This is a genomic window from Kitasatospora sp. A2-31 (genome assembly GCF_022288725.1).
Lineage (GTDB): Bacteria > Actinomycetota > Actinomycetes > Streptomycetales > Streptomycetaceae > Kitasatospora.
Map to the genome: position 1 here is coordinate 243901 of NZ_JAKNTA010000002.1, position 21501 is coordinate 265401.

At 71.1% G+C, this 21501-nt stretch carries 16 protein-coding genes, 2 pseudogenes and 1 CRISPR repeat array; of the genes and pseudogenes, 5 read left to right on the forward strand and 13 right to left on the reverse strand.

The window, feature by feature from the left end; genetic code table 11:
- The 11 genes from cas6e to MCM47_RS06060 all read right to left on the reverse strand — a co-directional run bounded on the left by cas6e (position 1) and on the right by MCM47_RS06060 (position 16444).
- The gene (gene cas6e, locus MCM47_RS06010; RefSeq protein WP_238859251.1) at positions 1–708 is read right to left on the reverse strand and encodes a type I-E CRISPR-associated protein Cas6/Cse3/CasE; all 708 of its coding nucleotides are present in this window, start codon (positions 706–708) and stop codon (positions 1–3) included.
- A complete protein-coding gene (gene cas5e / locus MCM47_RS06015) occupies positions 708–1433 on the reverse strand; it encodes a type I-E CRISPR-associated protein Cas5/CasD (RefSeq protein WP_238859252.1) in 726 nt (241 codons plus the stop codon). Before cas5e ends, cas6e begins: the two co-directional genes overlap by 1 nt.
- Positions 1430–2632 (reverse strand): type I-E CRISPR-associated protein Cas7/Cse4/CasC, encoded by a 1203-nt coding sequence (gene cas7e, locus MCM47_RS06020; protein WP_238859253.1) that lies wholly within the window; start codon positions 2630–2632, stop codon positions 1430–1432. The genes cas5e and cas7e overlap by 4 nt, the downstream gene beginning before the upstream one ends.
- A 52-nt stretch (positions 2633–2684) precedes the next feature.
- Positions 2685–3329 carry a type I-E CRISPR-associated protein Cse2/CasB gene (gene casB, locus MCM47_RS06025; protein ID WP_238859254.1) on the reverse strand — a complete coding sequence of 215 codons (645 nt, stop codon included), beginning with the start codon at positions 3327–3329 and terminating at the stop codon, positions 2685–2687.
- 15 nt (positions 3330–3344) lie between these two features.
- The gene (casA, locus tag MCM47_RS06030) at positions 3345–5084 is read right to left on the reverse strand and encodes a type I-E CRISPR-associated protein Cse1/CasA (protein WP_238859255.1); all 1740 of its coding nucleotides are present in this window, start codon (positions 5082–5084) and stop codon (positions 3345–3347) included.
- Complete coding sequence (gene cas3 / locus MCM47_RS06035; RefSeq protein ID WP_238859257.1) at positions 5074–7980, reverse strand: CRISPR-associated helicase Cas3'; 2907 nt, start codon at positions 7978–7980, stop codon at positions 5074–5076. The genes casA and cas3 overlap by 11 nt, the downstream gene beginning before the upstream one ends.
- Before the next feature lie 50 nt (positions 7981–8030).
- The gene (locus tag MCM47_RS06040; RefSeq protein ID WP_238859259.1) at positions 8031–9380 is read right to left on the reverse strand and encodes an AAA family ATPase; all 1350 of its coding nucleotides are present in this window, start codon (positions 9378–9380) and stop codon (positions 8031–8033) included.
- On the reverse strand, positions 9377–10879 hold the full coding sequence (locus tag MCM47_RS06045) for a hypothetical protein (RefSeq protein ID WP_238859261.1): 1503 nt from the start codon (positions 10877–10879) through the stop codon (positions 9377–9379). Before MCM47_RS06045 ends, MCM47_RS06040 begins: the two co-directional genes overlap by 4 nt.
- Positions 10876–12015 carry a hypothetical protein gene (locus MCM47_RS06050; RefSeq protein ID WP_238859263.1) on the reverse strand — a complete coding sequence of 380 codons (1140 nt, stop codon included), beginning with the start codon at positions 12013–12015 and terminating at the stop codon, positions 10876–10878. The genes MCM47_RS06045 and MCM47_RS06050 overlap by 4 nt, the downstream gene beginning before the upstream one ends.
- A 77-nt stretch (positions 12016–12092) precedes the next feature.
- A complete protein-coding gene (locus MCM47_RS06055) occupies positions 12093–12980 on the reverse strand; it encodes a hypothetical protein (protein ID WP_238859265.1) in 888 nt (295 codons plus the stop codon).
- A 956-nt stretch (positions 12981–13936) separates the two neighbouring features.
- Positions 13937–15307: direct repeats of the CRISPR family, unit length 29 nt; unit sequence CTGCTCCCCGCTCGCGCGGGGATGGTCCC.
- 717 nt (positions 15308–16024) lie between these two features.
- Positions 16025–16444, reverse strand: coding sequence for a hypothetical protein (locus tag MCM47_RS06060; RefSeq protein WP_238859267.1), 420 nt, complete (start codon positions 16442–16444; stop codon positions 16025–16027).
- 155 nt (positions 16445–16599) lie between these two features.
- On the opposite strand from MCM47_RS06060, the gene MCM47_RS06065 reads away from it, so the two are divergent.
- From MCM47_RS06065 to MCM47_RS06080, 5 genes and pseudogenes are all read left to right on the forward strand, one after another.
- Positions 16600–17295 carry a CBS domain-containing protein gene (locus MCM47_RS06065; RefSeq protein ID WP_238859269.1) on the forward strand — a complete coding sequence of 232 codons (696 nt, stop codon included), beginning with the start codon at positions 16600–16602 and terminating at the stop codon, positions 17293–17295.
- Between the two features lie 9 nt (positions 17296–17304).
- The gene (locus MCM47_RS06070) at positions 17305–17907 is read left to right on the forward strand and encodes a CBS domain-containing protein (RefSeq protein ID WP_238859271.1); all 603 of its coding nucleotides are present in this window, start codon (positions 17305–17307) and stop codon (positions 17905–17907) included.
- 158 nt (positions 17908–18065) lie between these two features.
- A pseudogene (locus MCM47_RS43980) lies at positions 18066–18170 on the forward strand (ATP-binding cassette domain-containing protein); the annotation flags it as partial.
- Positions 18171–18247: 77 nt separating this feature from the next.
- Positions 18248–18433: pseudogene (locus tag MCM47_RS43985) on the forward strand (ATP-binding cassette domain-containing protein); the annotation flags it as partial.
- A 188-nt stretch (positions 18434–18621) separates the two neighbouring features.
- Positions 18622–19902: an ATP-binding protein gene (locus tag MCM47_RS06080; RefSeq protein ID WP_238859273.1), complete on the forward strand. Its 1281-nt coding sequence runs from the start codon at positions 18622–18624 to the stop codon at positions 19900–19902.
- 315 nt (positions 19903–20217) lie between these two features.
- Here MCM47_RS06080 and MCM47_RS06085 read toward each other — a convergent pair whose 3' ends face one another.
- Positions 20218–20958 carry an FAD:protein FMN transferase gene (locus MCM47_RS06085; protein WP_238859275.1) on the reverse strand — a complete coding sequence of 247 codons (741 nt, stop codon included), beginning with the start codon at positions 20956–20958 and terminating at the stop codon, positions 20218–20220.
- A gap of 30 nt (positions 20959–20988) precedes the next feature.
- A complete protein-coding gene (locus tag MCM47_RS06090; protein WP_238859277.1) occupies positions 20989–21486 on the reverse strand; it encodes an FMN-binding protein in 498 nt (165 codons plus the stop codon).
- Between the last annotated feature and the right edge of the window lie 15 nt (positions 21487–21501).

Consider the following 21501-nt stretch of genomic DNA (forward strand, 5'->3'; position numbering starts at 1 on the left):
CTACTGGGCCGGTGCCAGCGTCATCAGGCCGCAGCCGTAGGCCTTGGCCTTGCCCAGGCCCTGGGTGAGGAGTCTGCGCAGGGCGTCGGGGTCGGTCACCTCCAGCCGGCCGTCGTAGGTGACGGCTTTGATGGTGACGGGTTGGTTGCTTCCGCCCTTGCGGAACTCCAGCGACCGCTGGTCGCGGACGACGATCTGGTGGGCGTCCCCGTGCTCGGTGTGCCGGCGTTCCACCGGCTTCTCCTGGATGCGGAAGCCCCCTGCCTCCTGGCGGTCGAGCAGCCAGCTGATCTGGTGGCCGGCGGTGACGTGGGCGGTCCGTTTGACCGGCTGGCCGTCGCGTACGCGGACGTTGTGCACGGGGTTCGCCGTCAGCCGGAAGTTCCAGGCGCTGCCCTTGTCGAGCCTGTCCAGGAAGGGCGCGTAGCCGTACGTCTGCCAGCCGGGGGTGCCGGAGGCCGCGGCCGCGGGCCAACCGGCCTGTTCCACCAGGTGGGTCAGGTCGGGGCGGCCGGCGCTGACCACGTACAGCTGCAGTTCGGCTGCGGCGTTGCGATCCAGGCGCCACAGCACCCTGGGCTGGCCGGTCGCGTTGGGCAGGAGGTCGGGGAAGGAGGACATCACCGCTGCGTGCAGGGCTTGCGGTGAGGAGATGAGCCGCCGGGCGCCGGGACGCGCGGCGTTGAGCCGGAATCGGGTGAGGTACATCAGACGAGGTCCAGGTGGCTGGTCGGGTCATGCGACGGGATGGTGTGAGGTGCTCGAGCATGGGGGTTGCGGACGGTGACGGCGGAGGTGTGGACCGGGCGAAGCGCGTACCGGCGATGCCGGGGGGCATAGCTGAGGGGCTGGTCACGCAGCATGGCACCGGATGACGCCATACCGGCCGGAGCTTCGCTGAGGAGGGTCAGCGAGACGTCCTGCTCACGGCTGCGCCGGCGCTGGTACCATTCGGCGGCCCGCCACGGCTCGGCACCAAGGACACCGGTCAGGTCGTCGCCCGGATGCGTGCCGAGCTCGACCGGCCGGGCGGGCGGGCAGGAACGCCGGCCGAGGTAGGGCAGGTACACGGGGTGGCGCAGTGCCTCGTATAGCCGCTCCACGAGCGCGTCCTCGCCTTGCACGGCGGCGATGAAGACGGCGTCCGCGAGATAGAAGCGCTCCGAGAGGGGCATGGACTCCTCGGTGTCCAGGTCGTGGGCGGTCTGGAAGTCCCTGACGCGGCTACCGGGTTGGTCGATGCGTACGCCGAACCGAAGGCGCGCGAGCTCGGCGAGCTCCGTATCGGCGTCCCGGGCGATTCCGAGGGCGGCGGCGAGCAGGCCTAGCACCCCACTTTTGGTCGGGGCGTTCTCGGTGGTACGGCGGGCGAAGCGGGCTGTGGCCCCCCAGGACTGCAGGGGGCCGGCCAACTGGAGCGTCAGGACGCTCATCCGTGCTTCTCCAGCCGCTCGGCGACGGCCGCGCTTGCCAGAGCGGTGAGCTGCTTGATGCTGGAGACCTCGGTGCCGAGGTCGGCGAGCTTGCGAGTGGCCGGGCCGACGCGCAGGACCCAGGTGAGAGTGTCCTCCGCTCCGTAGGCGCGCTCGATCTCGGGGACGTAGTCGACCAGGCGCTCGCAGGCGGGCTCCAGGTGTCCACCGAACTCGTCGCTGGTGACAGGGCGTTCGAAGGCGGAGACGAAGCTGATCGGGCGGGTGGAGCGAAGCTTGACGATCACGACGTCCGGAAGGGTGTGGTTGCCGAAGGCGTTGATCTTGCCGGTCGGCAAGGAGGAGATGAACCCGTCCAGGAACACCTCGACGGCGCGCCGCACCGGAGTGGCCGGGGAGGCGTTCTCGTCGAGGCCCTTGCCCAGGTTGTCGTGGAGACGGTCCACATCCACGGCGGCGTACCGGTACAGCGTTGCGGAGTTGAAGTCGACGGTGCCGATCATCCCGGCGCCGCTCTCGTCGGCGGCGTTGCGGTCGTCCACAGCCGTGTAGTAGTCCGATTCGTTCTCCACCCGGTGCACGCTCAGCGCGTGGGCGACCTGGGCGGCCGCGTCGACGTTGATGTCGGTGGCGTTGGCCACCATCCGGCCGAACAGGGCGATGTCCACCGAATGCCGGGTGTTCGCGGTTCGCTTCGACCGGTCCTTGTTCTCCTTCTCCTTCAGGAACGCCTTGATGTCGGCCGAGCCTTCGACGGCGAGGTCGGCCAGACCGTCGAGCTGGCGGTCGCTCAGGAACATCAGGTAGGAGGACTGCGGCGCGGCCTCACCGGCACTGTCATCGCCCCCGGCCGACTTGGCGCTCTTGCGCTTGGGCGGCTCGATCTTCGCTCCGGTGGCGGCTTGCAGGATCTCGACGGCGAGGGCCGTGGCCGGTGCGCCCGCCAGGTCCTCGCGCTTGGTGGCGATCCGCTGCGCCAGCAGTTCGGCGACCTGCTTGGTGCGAACACCGAGCTCGTTCGGGTCGAGTCCCTTGTTGAAGTGCTCGCGGGTGGCGCGCTTCCAGGCCTGGCTGGAAACCCTGGCGCGGGTGACACCACCGTACACGGCGGACTTCGGGGCCCCGGTGTCGTCCCGGTTGATGTTGCTCGGCGGGACGGTCTGGAGCGCGTGGATCTCCACGATGGTGCGGCTGGTCATGATGCTTCCTCGCATGGGATCTGTGGGAAGGGGCGGACGTCGTTCGGTTGTGTCAGGGGGTGGCGGTGGAGGCATCGTCCGGCGCTGCGACCGGACTGTCTGCTTCGTTGCTCCGCCGGTGCGCGTCGAAGGAACGGCCCCAGGAGCGCCGGACTCCGTCGGCCGCACCCGGGAACTGCCACCTATAGAGCTGGTCGGCGAGCAGCGCGTAGTCGAGACCGATCTCGTCGCGGCGCAGGAGCGTGACGATCTCGCGCAGCCGCACCGCCAGCAGCGGCAGCGTGGGCGCGGTTCCGGCACGGGTGAAGCGCTTGAGGATCGCTTGGTCGATCTCGCCCGGCTTCATCAGTCGGCGGACGGCTGCGCCCAGTTCCTGCCCGCGACGGTGCATCGGGCTCCGCTGGGACTGCTGGTGCACGGACCAAAGGGTCAGCGCGGTGTAGAGCGCGTCCTCCGCCCGGGTCTGGTGCAGGTCAGCCGCTTCGTGGAGGGGTGCGAGATCGAGCAGGCCCCAAAGGTCGGGCACGGCGGCAGCGTCCCGCCCGGCGCCGCGCCGCAGCCGGGCCAGGGCAGCCGTCGCGTCCGAGCGGCCGTCGAGGTACCCGCGTTGCAGGCGTGCGATCTCTTCACCGGCGATGGTGCCGACCACGGTGAGGGATGTGGCGCGCTCCCCGCTCTGGGGAGGGATGAGGGTCATGTGGAGCCTCTCGGGTCAGTTGGCGCGTACGGAGGTCGCGGCGCCGTCGGGGATGGCGGGAGGTGGGGCCGGACGGGTGTGTGGCAGTGCCTTGGTCAGGGCGAGGCGGAACCGCCGTTCGGCAGAGGCGGAGTTGATCCACTGCTCACCGCCGTCCTTGAGCTTCACCGTCCGTCCGGTCCAGGCCCGGTTCCCGGCGGCTGCCAGCAGTTCCCTGGCGAGGCGTAGGAGTTCCCGGCGTACCGTGGTCTGCCAGGTCGCGCTCAGCTCCTGGACATCGTTGCCGGGCCGGATGGCGGCGAGCCAGGTGCGGAAGTGGCCGTCCAGCTCGCCGTAGGCGCGATCGCGGGCCTGGTCCTGCGAGATCTCCGCCACCGTCCGGTCGTTGCCCTGGACCCGACGCTTGTCGTTGGCGACCGTCGCGAGCACGAGGTCGTGAGCGAGCCGGCCGAGGGCGTCCACCGCGTCGTCGGCCCGGGCCACGGCGTCCACGGCGCAAACACCCAAGCGGCGGTCGGACTCGCCCAGGAGGACGACCGCCATGGTGACTTCGTCGGCCACGATCTCGTCGACCACCGACTGCTGGGTCCCGTAGACGGTGCCGTAAGTCCTGAACCGCACCATCTTCTCGTCGGGCAGCGCGCCGTCGTTGCGGAGGCGGGCCAGCCAGTGGACCAGACCGGGCTGCAGGGCCTCGGCCGGTTCCCCGCGTGCACCCGTCTCCTGGGGACGGGTGTCGGTTCCCAGGAGCGCTGCCAGGCCGCGCCAGGCGGCACGCTCGGGGTCGTGTTCGCGCGGCATGTAGACCAACTGCTCGCCGTGCTTCTTCTCCTGAGTCCGGCTGCGCCGCCAGCCGGTCATCGGTTCGAGTTTCTGCTTGTTGCGGGGGGCGAGCGGGTCGCCGTAGGTGAGCAGGGCGCCGAAGACGCCGTCGTGGTCGGCCTGGAGCCGCACCCTCCGGGACTGCCAGGTGTACAGGTCGCACAGCCCGGTGGGGCGGTGGCGGAGGTCGCCCTCGCCGGGGCCGTCCGGCTCGCGTCGCCACGCCGGGAGGTCCGGTGCGCGGCCGGGTGGTGGGAAGTCCTCGGCGGCGATCAGGTTGAGCAGCAGGGTTTCCTTGAGTGACGTGCCCTCGGCCGTGACGCCGCCGAGCATGCCTGCCCAGGCGGTGCCCAGCGGGTAGGCCTTGCCCCCCTTGGCCCGTGGGTCGTCCAGCACGCCGGTCTTGATGCCGGCGGTGTCGTGCGCGTGCGCGTGCACCAGCCAGCGCGCTGCCTCGGCGAACGACAGCCGTTCCACACCGGGGAAGCGGGTGGTGAAGAACGGGTCGCCGTTGGGTACGTCCGCGACCAGCCGGTTCAGCGGGAAGACCTCGTCCTTCCCGTTGCTGAGACGGGCGACCTGGAAGAACGGCGTGGCAGGGTGGCAGAGGTCGAAGCGCGCACGGTGTTCGTCCAGGTACTCGGGCACGGCGGCGAACGGATCCTCCGCCTCCCACAGCTGAGCCCACTCCTCGACGTCCGCCGGCCCCTCCAGCGTGTCGTGCAGGATGGCCAGCAGCAGTCGTAGCAGGGCGAAGTCCTGTGTGGGGACATCGCCCGACAGCCGGGCGATCGTGCCGGCCTGCGCGAACACCTCGCGCAGCGAAACCTCCCGCTCCCCACCGTTCAACAGCTGGACCGTCAACCAGGGCTCCGCGGTCAGGTCGAACGGTGGCGGAGAGCTCGGGCCGCTCCGCCCGTCGTCACGTGTCACGGTGTACCTCCAGTCCGTCGGACCGGCTGTAGGAGAGGTCGAACCCCGCCAGCCGTGCCCGACCGTCGATCGAAAAGGGCAGAATCAGCTCTCCGGCCAGCCAGGGACTGTCCTTGGACTGCCAGGCAGGCGGGCAGAACCGCTCCAGCTCGGCGATCACCTGGTCGATGGTCGCGAGGTTGGACAGCTCCAGCGGCAGCCGCAGAGCACTGGCCGCGGCTGCCCGGGCCGCACGGGCGGACGGCACCGCATGCTGGGGCAGTGCCAGTCCGCCACGTCCGTCCTCCAGCCAGGGGAACGTGCGCAGAGAGCCGTCGGGCAGCTGCTGCACCGCGATGACCTCGATGCTCTCCTGGCTGTCGCGGACCTGGGCTCGACCGGCCCGGGTGTCGTCGGCGTCGCCCACTCCCGCTGAAAGCCACCCCGTCAGCGGGCGCCCGTGTCGGGCCGCTGCGGCGATCCGGAAGACCTCGGCGCGGTCCTCCTTCTCGTCCCGCTGCTTCTCCTCGCGCTGCCGGGCTTCGTCCATCGTCTCGATCCAGTGCCCAGGCCCGGCCGGCCGGGTCCCGTACGCGTGCTGGACGAGCGGGCTGATGTGCTCCGGCAGGCACAGCACCTCACCATTCAGATGCGGCTGGAGCACGGCGGCCGACCGCAGCAACGTGTACAGGCCGTACACCTTCCGGGAACCGGGTACCGGGAGAGGTACCGGGCTGTCCCAGTCCACTCCGGTCACCAGACAGCGGGCGGTCCGCAGCCTCGCCGGTCGGTGGTCCCGCTGGTGCCGGTGCAGGCGGCCGAGCCGCTGGAGCAGCAGATCGATCGGTGCGAGGTCGGTGACCAGCAGGTCGAAGTCCACGTCCAGCGACTGCTCCGCAACCTGGCTGGCCACCACGATGTGGTTGGTCGGCCGGTCCATGCGGGCGGATTTCGGCGGTCCGAAACGGGCCAGCAGGTCCGCGTCCTTCACCGCCCGGTCGGGATCCACGAACCGGGCGTGGGCGACGGTGACGGCCTCGGCCCCGAAACGCTCGCGCAGGGCCCACGCGGTGCGGAGCACACGAGCGACGGTGTTGCGGACCACCAGTACACAGCCGCCGTCGGCCAGCTCCACGGCCAGCCGGTCGGTGAGGACACCGAGATCATCCGCCACTCGTTCCACCACGACGTGTGTGCCCCGGCCCGAGGCGTCGGGCCGTTCCTGTACGGGGGACCGGCCTGGCGCGGCCGCGGTGATCAGCGGGTACCCGTCGGCCGCAGCCAGAGCGGCATACTCCGCGGTCTGCGCCGAGGCGCCCGCGTACGCGGCCGCCAGCTCCGAGCGCCGCGCCGCCGGCAACGTCGCGGAGAGCACCACCACCGGCACCCGGTACGCCCCCAGCCACTCCAGGACGCGGTCCAGGTAGCAGTTCATGTAGGCGTCGTAGGCGTGCGCCTCGTCGATCACCACAACTTTCCCTGCCAGCGCGAGGTGGCGCAGGGCGAGGTGGCGGCTCTTGAGCCCGGCGAAGAGCAACTGGTCGATGGTGCCCGCGACGAACGACGCGAGCATGCCCTTCTTCCGACCGTTCAGCCACTGATGCGCCACCAGCTCGGCGGGTGACGACCGTACGTTGGCTCCCGGCCGCGGCAGGGTCTGTTCACCGTCGATTTCCACCCCGACGGGGCAGGACCGCGCTCGGCCTGCCCGCGAGCCGGCCCGCAGCCGGTCGAAGTCCTTGTTCAGCGCGGCCTTCGAGTGGGCCAGCAGAACGGACAGCCGCTGCCCGTCCGACGTGGGCAGCCGGTCCAACCAGGTCAGCAGGCGCGGGAACATCGCGTTGCTGGTGGCCATGGTTGGCAGGGCGAAGAACACGCCGCCCGCGCCGGTACGGGCGGCCAACACCTCGGCAGCGGCCAGCGCGGCCTCGGTCTTGCCCTCGCCCATCGGGGCCTCGATGATCATCAGCCCCGGTTCCGGCATCGTCTGCGCGATGCGTACCGCCGCGACCTGAACAGGCCGCAGCTCTGCATCATCAGGTAATTCGAACCGGGTCTTGAACAACTCCACGGGATCGGAAGGCGGTTGGGCCGGACGCCACGGGCCGGGCAGGCCCAGCCGTTTCCAGGCCGTGTCGGCTCGCGCGGAGTCGCTGCCCGTGCCGTCGAAGTTCTCGGAAGGAAGGTACGGGAACAGGTCCCGGTTGCTGGCGATCCAGTCCGCGACGATCACCACGGCGGAGACCAGGACCTGGACGGTCTGCGGGAGCTTCCCCTGCCGCCAGTCCGCGAGCCGGTCTGCCACACCGGCGCGGTCCGCACAACGATCGAGGAGTTCGTCCTGGACGCTGCACCAGGGCTGCTCCGCCGAGCCGGCGCCGTGCAGCAGCTCGGGTCGGTCCCTGAGTGCGGTGATCTGGGGATGATCCGGTGGCGTTCCGTGATGACCACCAACCACCACCGCGAATTGGCCCGCGGCCAGCCGCGGCCACCCGCGCCGTTCCTCCAACCACCGTTGGAGCAGCAGTTGGCCCGCGAGCCCGTGCGGAGCGGTCCTCCGCTCGGCGTTCAGTAGGTGACTGGGCCCGATCGTCAGGCCCGTCGCCCGCATCCGCTCAGCGAGGACGTCGACCTGGTGGGCGAACGCCGGCGTGGCCTTGCCGATGTCGTGGGCCCTCGCCAGCCAGACCACGAGACGGCGGGCGTCCTCCTCCCCGCACGGCATCGCCTGGGCGACGAGGCGGCGGACCTGGTCGGGCAACCAGCGATCCCACAACATCCCAGCGACGGCGCCACTGTCGGCCATGTGCCGCCACAGCGGTAACCAGGCGCCGTCGTCCTTCTCGTACTTAGCCCAGACGGTCCTCGCGGCCTCGGACAGGCTCTCAACGGGACATCCGGTCGTGCTGTCTTCCATGGCTCTCTCCTCGGCGCACCGCGTGAGGCACGCCGCCCGTACGGTTACGGTCAGATCGCTTTGATCCGGTGCTCGGCCCGTTCCAAGTGGGCCATGGTGCTCTGGTGGGCGCGCCAGCCGTCGGGAAACTTCGGTTTCACGTCGAGATGCACAGGCCGGGTGGTCGGATGCCGGTCCAGGACGTCGCGGATCCCGGCTCGGGCGACCACGATGCAGGCGTAGCGGTGCCGGGACAACAGCACGCACAGGCGGCCGGCCTCCAGGTGGAAGGCGCTGAGATCCCGCCGTCCGGACAGCGGGTGCCACACCAGGGTCACGTCGAACTCGCGTCCCTGGAGTCGGTTCGCGGTGTCCACGGTGATCCGGCTGAGGCCTCGCTCGGCGAGCGCCCTCCGGACGGCGTTCACCTGGAGGGTACGGGCCGCTCCGATGGCGATCCTGTCCTCTACGAGGAGGGAACCGTCGGTGAGCGCACCGCGTTCCAGCAGCCTCGCGGCGGTGGCGGCCAGAGCCTCGGCGACTTCGGGGTCATGGTCGAGGGTGTGGCGGGCCTCGAGTTCCAGATATCCCCACCCGGAATTGGCGGCGCGGCTCAGTACGTCGTCCACGTGGGACGTCTGGTGCGGGAAGGTGGCGAAGCTCAGCCTCCGGTCCCCGGGGCCGGTGCCGGACTCGAACGGGTAATAGGGGTAGAACGACTCCTGCACCAGCGGCGCGGCGTTCGCGGGAAGCCTCCAGGACACCGGGAGTTGGTGCCGTGCGAGGTCCGGGCTGTGAGACAGGGTGACGTCCACCGCGTTCAGCAACGGGTCCCAGCTCAAGCCGCGCCATCGGTCGGTCTCCACGGTGGAGAACGGGTCGAGCTGCCCGGGGTCACCGACGAGCAGCACGCGAGCGTCCGGCCCGTCGAACAGCGGCGCGGTCGCCAGCAGGGCGTCCGACCGCATCTGGTAGGCCTCGTCCACGATCGCCCACTGCCACGGCTCGCAGGTGTCCGGGCTGACGTACGACCACTTCTTCGCCGTCGACAGGACGACCGGAAGGTGCCGCAAGGCCTGGATCCGGGTGCTTCCGCTGACCTGCGGATGGCGGGCGACCCGTTCGGGCAGCGCGACCGTGGAACTGTGCAGCCGGCCCAGAGGTAGTTCGGGGTGCTCGCGGGCGATGCGGTCGGTGAGATCGTCGACTTGTTCATTGGTCTGCGCCACGATCATCAATTGGTGCCCGGCCGCGGTCAGATGGCCCGTGGCGCGGACGACCAGCGTCGACTTTCCGGCTCCCGGGGGGGAGTCCACGATTACGCCACGCCCGGTACCCGTGTCGAGCTCGGTAAGGATTCCGGCGACGGCCAGGTCGGCACGCACGCCCGGTGCAGGATCGGTGCCTGCGACAGTGGTCATGCCCAGACCTCCTCGGCGTCGTCTGCCGTCGGTTCGTACGGTTGCGGTGGACCTCCGTGGGTCCACGGCGTGTTCTCGGCGGAGGGAAACCGTGAAGGCTGCTGTGCCGGGTCGAGGGTGGTGAAGGTCAGCTCCTCGCCGAGCTCGGGCACTGCACCGGGCGGCAGCGGTTGTCGGTACCCGCGTCCCAGGCCACCGGTGATCTCCAGCAGCACATCGAAATCGTCTGTGCCGGCTGCGGTGATCGCCTTGACCTCGGCTGCCTGTGCTCGGCGGGTGGGGGAGCGGACGACGACGCCTACCTCGACGCGCGGCAGCTCGGCAACGCGCAGGGTGACGGTCGGCCGGCGCTTGGGGCGCGCACCCGAGTCGTCGAGCCGATCCGGGGCCCGGTCGACCACCACGCCGGTGAACGCCTCCCCACTCAGCTCGTGCTCGGCCATCACGAGGGGATCGTCGAAGGCCCGCTCCACCTGGTAGAGCTGCTCGGCCTCCTCCAGACGTGCCAGCCTGCGGGCCGCCCCCACCGCTTGGTCGCGGCGGCCCTGAGGACGGCCGTCCTCGATCAAGTACGTGCCGTAGGCGGAGAACTCCGCACGGTCCCGTTGCCGGCGGTCGGCCACATGGCCGCCCTCGGGGAGCTCCTGCAGCAACTCGATCCCGCGCCAGACCGCCTCCCAGGTCGGCATCATCTGCCCTTCGAGTTCCCGGTCCATCTCCCTGGCGAAGGCCTGCCGGGTCCGGTCGTTGGTCGCCTCGTCGTACCCGGTCATCAGACGTTGCAAGGTCGTGGCGTCGAAGACCGGGTCGGTGGCGGGTCCTGCCGGCGGGCCAATGGCGGGATCCTCGGCGTCGCGGGCGGCAGCGGCGCCGCTCCGGCCGGCGGGTGGATCGATCCAGGCCAGGACCGATGCCAGATGGGAGTCCTCGGCGCTGCTCTGGCCCGTGGCCCAGTGCTCGGTCAAGACACGGGTCATGGCCATCAGCACGGCGGTGCCCGGAACCTCGGAGCGATCCGTGAACCAGGTCAACCATTTGCCCAGCAGCACGACATCGGGCGACACGGCGAACGGCCCATCGGTGGCCCGTAGCCGGGTCAGGCGGCCGAGCTGCCTCAGCCATCCAATGCCCTCGCCGTTAGGGACGATCAACTGAGGACCTCGCAGTGCCCGGCGCCGCTCCTCCTTCGCCGACCCGGACACGTAGGACTCAGTGTCGACCAGTAGCGCCGCGAGGTAGGGAAGCACGAGCTTGGCAAGACGCTCGACGAATCCGAACCGCTCGGTACGGTCCCGTGGCTGATGGACAGACAGCAGGGTCGGTGAGGAGCGGTTGTTGCCCGCGAGCATGGCCAGCGGTGCGCAGGCCTCACCGGCCATGGTGAGCGGAACGAGGACGAACGGATCCGACTCCAGGTGGACATGGCGCACGGTGGCAATGGGCTCGGCACTACCGGTGGCCGTCGCCCGCAGCCTCGCCAGTTCGATCATCACGCTCATGCGGCGTTCCCCTGACGGCTCCGACGCAGGCGCTCGGCCCGGAGTAGATGGTCCAGCACCTCGGCCTGCCCGGGATCGACGGCCTGCCCCGATGCGTCCCCCAGATGTGCGAGCACCGTCCGTGTGGAGTCCAGGCCCGGCATGACGTTGCGCATGCCACTGCCCAACCGCGCCGGCAACGCGCACCGCTCCGCCTCCTCACGGCAGAAGCGGGCCATCTCGCAGAAGGACAGGCATCCCGGCGAATAGGCCGCATCGAGTGCCGAGACGGACGAAGCCAACTCGTCTGCACTACGGTTCGATTCGTCGCTCGCGTCGAAGGTCGCCTCTGCGGGCAGCGATACGATCAGGTCGGCCGTCCGGCGCAGCCTCTCCAGCTGGAAGGCGATGGTGTCACGCTCCTGCCGCAGATCGACGAGGCGACCGTACGGGCGGTTGCCGAAGTCCTTCGGGCATACCAGCAAGAACTGGTCGGCGACGAGATCGGGATCGTGGCCGGCCGCTGCGAAGGCACGGCGCAGCGCGATCGCGTAGACCGCGGCCTGCTTGGCGGCCTGCGCGACGTCCAGGGGATCGGCCACGCCGTCGATGGCCGGAAACGACTTGATCTCCACCAGGTGGAAGCGACCGCCGACTCGGTGGGTGAGAGCGTCGGGCTCCAGATAGGCCGTGCCACCCGCGACCTCCAAGGTGAGAACAGGGTGGTCCAGGATCAGCCGATCGGCGTCGCCTGCGGCCATTCGTTCGATCAGTCGGGCGGATTCCTTCTGGCGAACCGCCAGCGAGGCATTGCCTCCGACATCGTTGAGGTCGGTCACCGCCGCTTCGGCGACGGGTGCTCCGGTTTGCTGGCGGAGCAGCCGGAACAGCTCGGCATGGCCGTCCCGCTTGACCAGCTCTTCGAACGCGAGGCCACGGGTGATCGCAAACGGGGACTGGCCGAATCGGGGGTCGAAGCCCATGCGACGGGCGAGTGCGGCCTTGTCGACGCCGGCGGCGTCCAGGACAGCGCGGCGGTCGCAGCCTGGATTGGTGGTCAGCGCAGTGATCTTGCGCGCGTCGTAAGGCTTGGGTGGCAGGGGACCGCGCAGTCGGGCGAGCCGGTCCTCGGGCACGCCGGAGGGAGGCAGGGGCATGGTGGGTTTCTTGAGTCGTCCCGATGCCAGGGAAGATCGATGGCGGTGTCGGGAGAGTGTGGTCCTTGACGGGGTGGTCAGGAGGTAGTGGTAGCGGTGCGCCGGTCCATCGACTGGAGCGGGGCGCCGAAAAGCTGCTGGACGTCGGTGAGTTGGGATCGAGCTCGAACCGCTGCCGCCGTGCGTTCGGCGGCGTCGGCCTCGTGATGCACGGTGGACTCGTTGCGAGCTGCCGCGATCACCCGGGCCGGGTCCGGTTCCCCCGACTCGTAGGCGCCGGGGATGTTGAAGGCGAAGCGTCGCAGCAGACGCCAGGCGTACTCCCCGGGGTGATGCCCGGCGGTCTCCAGGCGCTGGATCTGCTCGGCCACGCCGACGGCGTGGGTGAGGAAATCGGTACGGGGACTGAGCGGTCCGACGATGCGTCGGTCCAGCGGCCAGGTCGACACCGCGAGCAGCCCGCGGGCGGCGGCCAAACGGTCATGAGTGAGCGCGGCGCAGATGTAGTACGGGCGGGTGTGTCCCTGGGAGGCGAAAGACCGTTCCTCGTCACGCCGAAGCGACGCCAGCTTGGTGACAATCAACGGGTCGGTGAAGAACGCCTGGTAGGTGGCGGCGATCAACTTCGGTGCGGCTGGCGCTCCTAGGATCGCCAGCGCCTGATGCGCCTGTTCCCGAGCCGGGATGCCGGTCGGAAGACGGGACGCAGGGGATCGGGCCTCGGCCGGCGCGGTGGCGGCGGCTTCGAGGACCTGAGTGGTCGGGTTGCGGTCGGCGTCCTCCGAGAACTGCGGGTGCTGATCAGCGTCGTCCTCATTGAGTGCGGACTCCCATGCCTCCTCGACCTGGCGCATCTCCCGGCGGATCCGGGTGGCAGCGCCCTTGTCTCGGGCGCGGGTTGCCTCTCGCAGGCGTACCCGCAGGTCCGCCAGCCGCGCTTCGAGCTCATCGATGGTCTCGGCCATGGAGAGAACGCTAGCGCAAGAAGTCCCTGGAGTTCCAAGGTAATCCAAACTTCCCCGAGATCGGGAGGCGGCCGCTACAATCCGTCCGCTGCTGCCGCTGGTTCTTCCCGAGGGGCGGTCTTGTCTTGCGCCTTGGTGGTGTGAGGCTTCGTTACGTGTGGCGGCCAGGGGCATGTGTGCGCGGCCGCGCCGGAGCTGATTGGAATGGGTCGACCTTGGAGGCAGGTTGACCGGATCGCGACCAAGGCGTGAGGGGAGGCGTAGCCTGAGGGCCTGCTCCCCATGTGGGGATGATCCTCATCGAGGGTTGCCAGTTAACCTGCTCCCCGCTCGCGCGGGGTTGCCGTGCCGGGCTGCTGATCGCAGCCCGGCACCTTGCTGTTCCGGGCCTTGTCGAATGGCTTACTGGTAGTCCTCGATGATTAGGTAGAGTGGCGTTGGAAAGAGTTGACGGTACGTCAATCCCTTTGATGAACGCCTGCGCGGGGTGAGATGCCCTGCACCTTCTCCTTGCGGCGCGCATGGATGGAGTGGCCCCTTGTCCGCTGCACCCCCGGTTGTTCCAGTGCTGGTGTTGTTGGCTCTGGCGCTTGTCACCTCAGTCGCTGTCGGCTTGGTAGCCGCCCTGAGGTTGGTCAAGGAAGGCCGGTCGAACCTGGAGGCGCTGAGATCAGCGGGCAAGGCTTTTGGCGTAGCAATGACGCTCTGCGTAGCAGTGCTTGCCGTAATGCGCCTGTAGTAGCTCCATCCTGACGAGCCGGTGGGCTGGCAGATGCCGGCGGAGCGTGACCTGGGACTGCGGCGGCGCCGTGATGTGGCGATGGCTTTGGGGGGTTGCTGATAGCGGGTGTTGGAGTAGAGGGAAGTTAGACATGTTCGCTATGTCCTATATGGGTAGACTGCTGGAAGTGGCACCAAGCGTCAGCAGGTTCCGATAGAAGCGCAGGTCGGCGAGTCTGCTCCCCGCTCGCGCGGGGATGGTCCCTCGGCACCGGCATGGCCGGATGGAACGCCGCGCTGCTCCCCGCTCGCGCGGGGATGGTCCCCCCTCTCGGCTGGCGACCTCCGACTGTTGTTGCTGCTCCCCGCTCGCGCGGGGATGGTCCCTCGGAACCGAGACCCACCGAGACCGCCGCGATCTGCTCCCCGCTCGCGCGGGGATGGTCCCGCCTGCAAGCCGACCGTGTTCACCTCGAACTACTGCTCCCCGCTCGCGCGGGGATGGTCCCGGTCCACCCGCCCTGGGTGAACATCTCGCGTACTGCTCCCCGCTCGCGCGGGGATGGTCCCTTGACCTACGCAGGCTCCAGTTGGCTCATTCCCTGCTCCCCGCTCGCGCGGGGATGGTCCCGCCTCTCGGGCCGAGATTTCCACGGGCACGCGCTGCTCCCCGCTCGCGCGGGGATGGTCCCTGACCGCCGTGGCTGCCGTGGCCGGCCTGGTCCTGCTCCCCGCTCGCGCGGGGATGGTCCCAACCACCGTCCGGGATCCGCCGGACACCCGCGCTGCTCCCCGCTCGCGCGGGGATGGTCCCCGGAAGGCCTACCCGAACCGGCGTACCGGCTACTGCTCCCCGCTCGCGCGGGGATGGTCCCGTCAACCCCAACGCGGCCGGCAACCTGCAGTTCTGCTCCCCGCTCGCGCGGGGATGGTCCCTGGCCACCGGCCTGGCCGCCGGGCTCGGCAAGCTGCTCCCCGCTCGCGCGGGGATGGTCCCCGTGGTGCCCGGCTGCAGGACACGGACTGTCGCTGCTCCCCGCTCGCGCGGGGATGGTCCCTGCTCCGGGAACCCGGCGACGGTCACCCCGATCTGCTCCCCGCTCGCGCGGGGATGGTCCCGGCGGCCCCACCGACTGGTTCGCGCTCGTGATCTGCTCCCCGCTCGCGCGGGGATGGTCCCGGGTAGATCCCGGAGGCCGCCCGGTGTCGGCCTGCTTTCCCGCTCGCGCGGGGATGGTCCCGCCGAGTCGGTGTCGAGCTGGATCTCGACGCGCTGCTCCCCGCTCGCGCGGGGATGGTCCCACAGGCAGGACCGCGGTGCCGACCGCATTGGCCTGCTCCCCGCTCGCGCGGGGATGGTCCCGCCGCCATGGCGCTGGTCAACGCCGGGTACTACTGCTCCCCGCTCGCGCGGGGATGGTCCCGAGCTGCGTGACGGTTGGCTCGGCACCGTGCACTGCTCCCCGCTCGCGCGGGGATGGTCCCGACGTCACGGCCAGTCGTAGCGGTGGCTCGTCCTGCTCCCCGCTCGCGCGGGGATGGTCCCCAGTCCAGACGGCGAAGAAGTAAAGCGCGCAGCTGCTCCCCGCTCGCGCGGGGATGGTCCCCCCGGTGGCGGCCGACGCGACCCCGCTGAGAGCCCGTGGGCGCCTGAACAGGAACACGCGACGTCTGCGACGCGGACTGCCTGGTCACGCCGGCCAGTGGATGCCCCGAGCGGGCGGGTCACCCTCGGGGCGTACCGGCCAGTGAGGTGGCCGACGGCGACCTCGGGTGGTGGGTGGGCAGGGCGACACCGGGGTCGGTTCGGGGCGATGGAGCGGCGGACAGCCTGCCCCGACGAAGGACGTGTGCAACGGGCGGAACGAAGGCCACGGCCGGACAAGGGCTTACCGCCAAGGCTTCGTCAAGACGGCCTTCGACCACGTCAAGGAAGCGTCAGGGCGGGTGCACGGAGGGTCGGCCGCACCTAGCGTGAGCTGCGAAGAACGGTTCGCCGCTCGGGCGTGGGGCCTGGCGGCGAACCGTTCGCCGGACCCCGACCCCGGCGGGTTCCCCCGGGGATGGTTGGGCGGCCAGTGGAAACAGGGGGAGGGGCGCACGGCGACGCCAACGGGGACGTCGGGCGGTACGGCTACCGTGGAGATCGCGGGTCGTGCCGACCGTCCGGCTCCCTGCGTCGGGCGCCCCCTCGCTGGTCCCGGCCGCTGTCGGTACCGCCGGGCGTGGTGGACCGCCGCGCGCCTGAGCGCCGACACCTGCGCAGCGAGCACTGCCCTCCCGGTGCGGTCGACGGCAACCGTCACCACCTTCCGCGAAATGGGTCAGCCGTCGCTCCCGGGTGGTCGACGGCGGTGCAGGAGGTGGCCGTGGGCGGCCTCGGAGTGGGTGACCACGTAGACGTCGATGTCGTCCCCGGAACCCTCGTTGATGGACTCCCCGGTTCCGCGGCTGAACAGGCCCTTGAGGCGGCTGCCCGCGGGTGGCGCCGATGGCGATCTGGGTGGCGTTGACCTGCCGGGCGACCGCCAGGACCGCCTGCGCCGGGTCGTCGCCGGAGACCGCGTGCCGGCCCGGCCGAGGCTCTCCACCAGGGCGCGCCGGTGGGCCAGCACCCGCGGTGAGGTACCGGTCAGCCCGTCGTCGCGGGCGACGTGGACGGCCAGGCGCTCGCCGCCGGTGCCGCGGGAGTCCGTGCGCTTGGCGAACTGACCGTACGGCCGGCAGACCCAGCCCCGGCACACAGGGGCGCGCCATGTCCGCCGGAGCCACCGTGCCCAGGCGCACTGGGCCCATTGGCCGCTGGTCGGCCCGATGGACCCTGTGCCTGGGGCGTGCGGCGGGTGGAGAGTGAAGACGGGGATTCCCCCACGGGCCCGTTCGAGGAGGAGTGAGGGCGATGCAGCACCGCAGTGTGAGTGACGTGATGACCCGTGAAGTCGTCACCGCCCGGCCGGACACGCCGTTCAAGGAGATCGCGGCGCTGTTCCACCGCAACGACATCACCGCGATCCCGGTCCTCGACGAGCAGGGGCGGCCGCTCGGCATGGTGTCCGAGGCCGACCTGATCCGCAAGGCGGCCGTGCTGCCCGACCCGGAGGGCCGCTACCCGGGCCGCTGGCTGGACGCGAAGGACCGCGCCCGCGCCGAGGCCGAGACGGCCGGCGGGCTGATGACCAGCCCCGCCGTCACCGCCCGTCCCGGCTGGTCGGTCCCCGAGGCCGCCCGCGTCATGGACAAGCACAAGGTCAAGCGGCTGCCCGTGGTCGACGAGGTCGGCCGCGTGGTCGGCATCGTCAGCCGCCGGGACCTGTTGCAGGTGTTCCTTCGGCACGACGCGGCCATCCGGGAGGAGATCAACCACGACGTGCTGGGACAGACCCTCTGGCTCGCCCCCGGTGACGTCCGGGTGGCCGTGCAGGGCGGGGTCGTCACGCTGCAGGGGAGGCTGCCGCGCCGCAGCCTGATCCCGATCGCCGAACGGCTCTGCCGCGCTGTGGACGGTGTGGTCGCCGTCCATGCGTCCCTCGACTGGGCCGAGGACGACACCGAGTCCCGGCTCGAACACCCCCGCGCCTACCACGCGGCGTCGTAGGAGGCCATGATGACCAGCACGCCGAGCACCGTCGCCGACGTGATGACCCACGCCGTGGTCGCCGTCGGCCGCGACGCGGACTTCCGCGAGGTCGCCGAGACCCTGCAGCGCTGGCAGGTCAGCGCCATCCCCGTGCTGACCGGCGACGGCCGGGTGATCGGCGTGGTCTCCGACGCCGACCTGCTGACCGCCCGGGCCCGGGACGGCGAGCGCGCGGACGCCCTGACCGCCGGGCGGATGATGTCCGTCCCCGCGGTCACCGTGCACCCTGGCAGCCCGCTCAACGAGGCCGCCCGGGCGATGGCCCGCGGCCACCTCAAGCGGCTCCCGGTCGTCGACGAGGAGGACTACCTGGTCGGCATCGTCAGCCGCGGCGACCTCCTGAAGGTCTACCTCGGCGACGACCGCGAACTCGCCGACCGCGTCCGCTTCGAACTCGTCGCCACCCTCGGCCCGCTCGCCGCCGTGGACACCGACGTCCGCTCCGAGAACGGCCGGATCACCCTCTCCGGCGACCTGCCCGACACCGTCTCCGCGCCCGTCATGGAACGCCTGGTGCGCTCCGTGCCCGGAGTGGTGGGAGTCGAGTTCCGGCTCGCCGCGCCCGCCTGACAGTACGGACGGGAGGCGCACCACGTCGACGACCCGGAAGAAGAGCCGCGACAGCCGCAGCTACCCGGCGCCGTGCCGCGCACCGCCGGCTCCCGACCGGTCGGCCGGCGGAGGCCGCGGCTGTCGGTGTCCGCCCGCGAGCGCCGGTCGCCGAGGTGATGGGCTCCTCCGGATCGGGCAAGACCACCCTGCTCAACTGCCTCTCCGGCCTGGAGGACATCGACGCCGGCCGGGTCGAGGTGGACGGCCGCGACCTGTCCGCCATGTCCGACGCGGAGCGGACCGAGCACCGAGCACCGGGCGCGGGCGATGGGCTTCGTCTTCCAGAGCCGCCGAGAACGTCGAACTCCCGCTGCTGCTCACCGGAACGCCGCCGCGCGAGGCCCGGGCCCGCGCCGAGGCGATGCTCGAACGGGTCGGGCTCGGCCGCCGGGTCTCGCACCGGCCCAGCGAACCCTCCGGTGGCGAGCAGCAACGCGTCACCATCGCCCGCGCCCTGGCCGCCCGGCCCGCCGTGGTCTGGGCCGAGGAGCCGACCGGCAACGCCCCTCGCCCGGCCCCCGCTCACGCCTGCCGATGCCAGCAGAGGGGTTCTGGTCGCCCGCCGCGACCGCGGCGCGGACAATGGCCGCGAGGGGGCCAGGACGAGGGACAGGCTTCGCGGCCACGGTGCACCGGGGCCGTACCGGGGCCCGGGAAGACGAGGAGGAAGCCGTGCCGGTGTGGCATCTGCGAGACTTCCACGACGACGACCTGGACCAGGCGATCCAGCTGTGGGACCAGGGCCGACAAGCCGACCTCTCCCTCCCCGTCTTCCCGGTCTCCGACGTCGTCGCCGCGGCCCGCGGGGGCCAGCCGGCCGTGGTCGCACTGGTCGGGGAAGAGCTGGTCGGCATGGCGGTCGCCCGCGCCGAGGGCGAACGCGGATGGATCATGATCGTCGCCTTGTCCGCAGCGTGGCGCAACCGTGGTCTGGGCAGCACGTTGATCGCTCAGATCGAACAGCGTCTGCGGGTGCGGGGAGTGCGGCGGTTCAGCGCGGTCCTCATCCCCGGCTCGACCGGGACGGCGGCCCTGGAGAACTCCGGCTACCGGCAGGTGACCGGTCTGGTCTACTACGAGAAGCTGGAACACCTGGGTGCGGGAGACGCGGGGCTGCTCGCCCAGCTCGGCGGCCGGGTCATGCCGCGGGGGCTGTGGGAGCGGCTCGCGGGTATGCACGCGGCCAAGGACGCCATCGAGAAACGGATCGTGCTCCCACTCGCAGAACCGGAGGTGGCCGAGCGTTACGGCGTCCGTCCCCCCAAAGCGGTCATTCTCTTCGGTCCACCCGGAACCGGGAAGACCACGTTCGCCAAGGCGGTCGCCTCACGGCTGGGCTGGCCGTTCGTGGAACTGTTCCCCTCACGCCTGGCCGCCGACGCCGACGGGGCTCTCGCGGCCTCCCTGCGCGAGGCCTTCGCAGACCTGGCCGAACTCGACAACGTGCTGCTCTTCATCGACGAGGTCGAGGAGATCGCCGCTGCCCGCTCCGGCACCGCCGTCGACCCCGGACACGGTGTCACCAATGAACTCCTCAAGCTCATCCCGGCGTTCCGCGACCACGACGACCGGCTGCTCATCTGCGCCACCAACTCGCTGCGCACCCTCGACCCGGCGTTCCTGCGCCCGGGCCGCTTCGACTACATCATCCCCGTCGGCCCGCCCGACTCCGCTGCGCGCGAGGCGATCTGGCGCCGCTACCTCGGGCCCGCCGCACAGCGGGTCGATCTCGACGAGTTGGTCACCGCCAGCGAGATGTTCACCCCCGCCGACATCGAGGACGCCGCCCGCAAGGGCTCCCAGCAGGCCTTCGAGAAGGAGATCACCCACCGCGCCGGGATCCCCGCCGGGACCGACGACTTCCTCGCGGCGATCGCCGCCACACGCCCCACCCTCACAGCGCAGGCCCTGGCCACCTTCAACGAGGACATCGAGCGCCACGTCCGGACCTGAGACCGGCGGACGCCGCAGCCGCAGGCCCGACGCGCCGCGCGGTTCCGGACGGTGCAGGCTGAAACCGCAGCACGCCGCAGGATGTCCCGGCGGCGGGCGTCCAGTGGCCCGGCGGGCAGCATCAGCGCGAGTGGCGCAGTACTGGTGGACGGGTTCGGACCCGCGTCCTCGCCGCCGACATCTCCGGCCGGACGGGCGACGACCGGACACCCGAGCAGACACGGTACGCCTGCCCGGACCACCGGAGACGAGGCGTTCGGGAAGGCACACGGTCACCGGGCCGGGCCACGACAGGTCGCCGTGCCTGCCGGCAGCTCAGCACCAGTCGGCCGGTCCGCTCGGCGGGAGGCGACGGGGCAGGCCGTCGGTCCAGCGCTTGGTGCCGTCCGGCAGGACGGCGAGGGCCTCGACGTCGGGCCGCCCGGAGACCCAGGAGAGGGCACGGGCCGGGCCCATGGCGAAGGCGGCGGTGGTCCAGGCGTCCGTGCGGGTGATACCGATGCCCGGGCCGGTGACCAGGGTCAACGAGGCAAGACCGGTCGCAGGGCGCCCCGTGTGCGGGTCCAGGATGTGCGGGCCGCGCTCGGCGGTGCCGGAAGTGGCCACCGCGAGACCGCTGCCGCCCAGGACGGCGGCGAGCCGGCCGGCCTGCAGGGGGTGTGCGACACCGATCCGCCACGGGCCGCCGGCGGTCTGCACGTCCCCGCCGCCGCTGACGCAGAAGTGCCGGGACCCGGCGGCGTGGAGCAGCCGGGCGGCCTCCTCGACCGCCCAGCCCTTGACCCAGCCGCTGGGGTCGAGGCGGCCGCCGGGCCGCTCGGTGAAGTAGCCGTCGGTCTGCTCGGCCACTTCGCGGCAGGCGGCCAGCACCTCGCGGACCTCCGGGGTGCAGTCGTCGGGGCTGAGTTCGCCGCGGTCGAGGCGGCTGATGTCGCTGTCTGCCCGGTAGGTGGAGAAGACCGCGTCGATGTGATGCAGCCGGTCGGTGATGTCCCGGAGGACGGCGGGGGTGTCCGGGCAGGGGTCGCGGACGGTGATCGAGAAGACGGTTCCCATGACGGGTTCGGTGTGGCGCAGCACGGCGGCTCAGCGCCCGGCCTGGTCGAGGGCGCTCTGCAGGGAGCGGATGTAGCCCTCGCTGGTGAAGGTCGCACCGCTGATCACGTCGATCGCGGCGCTCTGGGCGGCTATCGCCTCCCGGTTCAGCAACGGCAGGGCAGAGCCGTTGATCTCCCGGTCCCGACGGTCCTCCGTCGGGTACCTGATCACGTCGACGGCGGTGATCCGGCTGCCGGAAAGGGTCACCTGGACCTGTACCGGTCCGTAGCGGGTGTTCGCCGCGTTGCCGGTGACCTTCCGCGTCCCGCCCGAGCCGGTCGCCGACGACGACGGCCCCGTCCCGCCGTTCGCTCCTGCGGCACCCGCGGAGGGCGAGGCCGCATCCGACGGGTCGGCGGCGCCGGGCGTGTTGCTCCCGCCGGAGCCGATGACCGCCGTCGGACCGGCGGCCTGGTGGGGCTTCAGGGACAGCAGCAGGATGATTCCGGCCGTGGTGGCGGCGCTGCTGACGACGGCTCGGCGCATGGAGGGCGCTCCTCG

What these genes read in the sequence shown, in the direction of transcription:
- cas6e (WP_238859251.1), bottom strand. Translation starts at nt 708, where the DNA reads ATGTACCTCACCCGATTCCGGCTCAACGCCGCGCGTCCCGGCGCCCGG.
- cas5e (WP_238859252.1), bottom strand. Translation starts at nt 1,433, where the DNA reads ATGAGCGTCCTGACGCTCCAGTTGGCCGGCCCCCTGCAGTCCTGGGGG.
- cas7e (WP_238859253.1), bottom strand. Translation starts at nt 2,632, where the DNA reads ATGACCAGCCGCACCATCGTGGAGATCCACGCGCTCCAGACCGTCCCG.
- casB (WP_238859254.1), bottom strand. Translation starts at nt 3,329, where the DNA reads ATGACCCTCATCCCTCCCCAGAGCGGGGAGCGCGCCACATCCCTCACC.
- cas3 (WP_238859257.1), bottom strand. Translation starts at nt 7,980, where the DNA reads ATGGAAGACAGCACGACCGGATGTCCCGTTGAGAGCCTGTCCGAGGCC.
- MCM47_RS06040 (WP_238859259.1), bottom strand. Translation starts at nt 9,380, where the DNA reads ATGACCACTGTCGCAGGCACCGATCCTGCACCGGGCGTGCGTGCCGAC.
- MCM47_RS06045 (WP_238859261.1), bottom strand. Translation starts at nt 10,879, where the DNA reads ATGAGCGTGATGATCGAACTGGCGAGGCTGCGGGCGACGGCCACCGGT.
- MCM47_RS06050 (WP_238859263.1), bottom strand. Translation starts at nt 12,015, where the DNA reads ATGCCCCTGCCTCCCTCCGGCGTGCCCGAGGACCGGCTCGCCCGACTG.
- MCM47_RS06055 (WP_238859265.1), bottom strand. Translation starts at nt 12,980, where the DNA reads ATGGCCGAGACCATCGATGAGCTCGAAGCGCGGCTGGCGGACCTGCGG.
- MCM47_RS06065 (WP_238859269.1), top strand. Translation starts at nt 16,600, where the DNA reads ATGCAGCACCGCAGTGTGAGTGACGTGATGACCCGTGAAGTCGTCACC.
- MCM47_RS06070 (WP_238859271.1), top strand. Translation starts at nt 17,305, where the DNA reads ATGACCAGCACGCCGAGCACCGTCGCCGACGTGATGACCCACGCCGTG.
- MCM47_RS06085 (WP_238859275.1), bottom strand. Translation starts at nt 20,958, where the DNA reads ATGGGAACCGTCTTCTCGATCACCGTCCGCGACCCCTGCCCGGACACC.
- MCM47_RS06090 (WP_238859277.1), bottom strand. Translation starts at nt 21,486, where the DNA reads ATGCGCCGAGCCGTCGTCAGCAGCGCCGCCACCACGGCCGGAATCATC.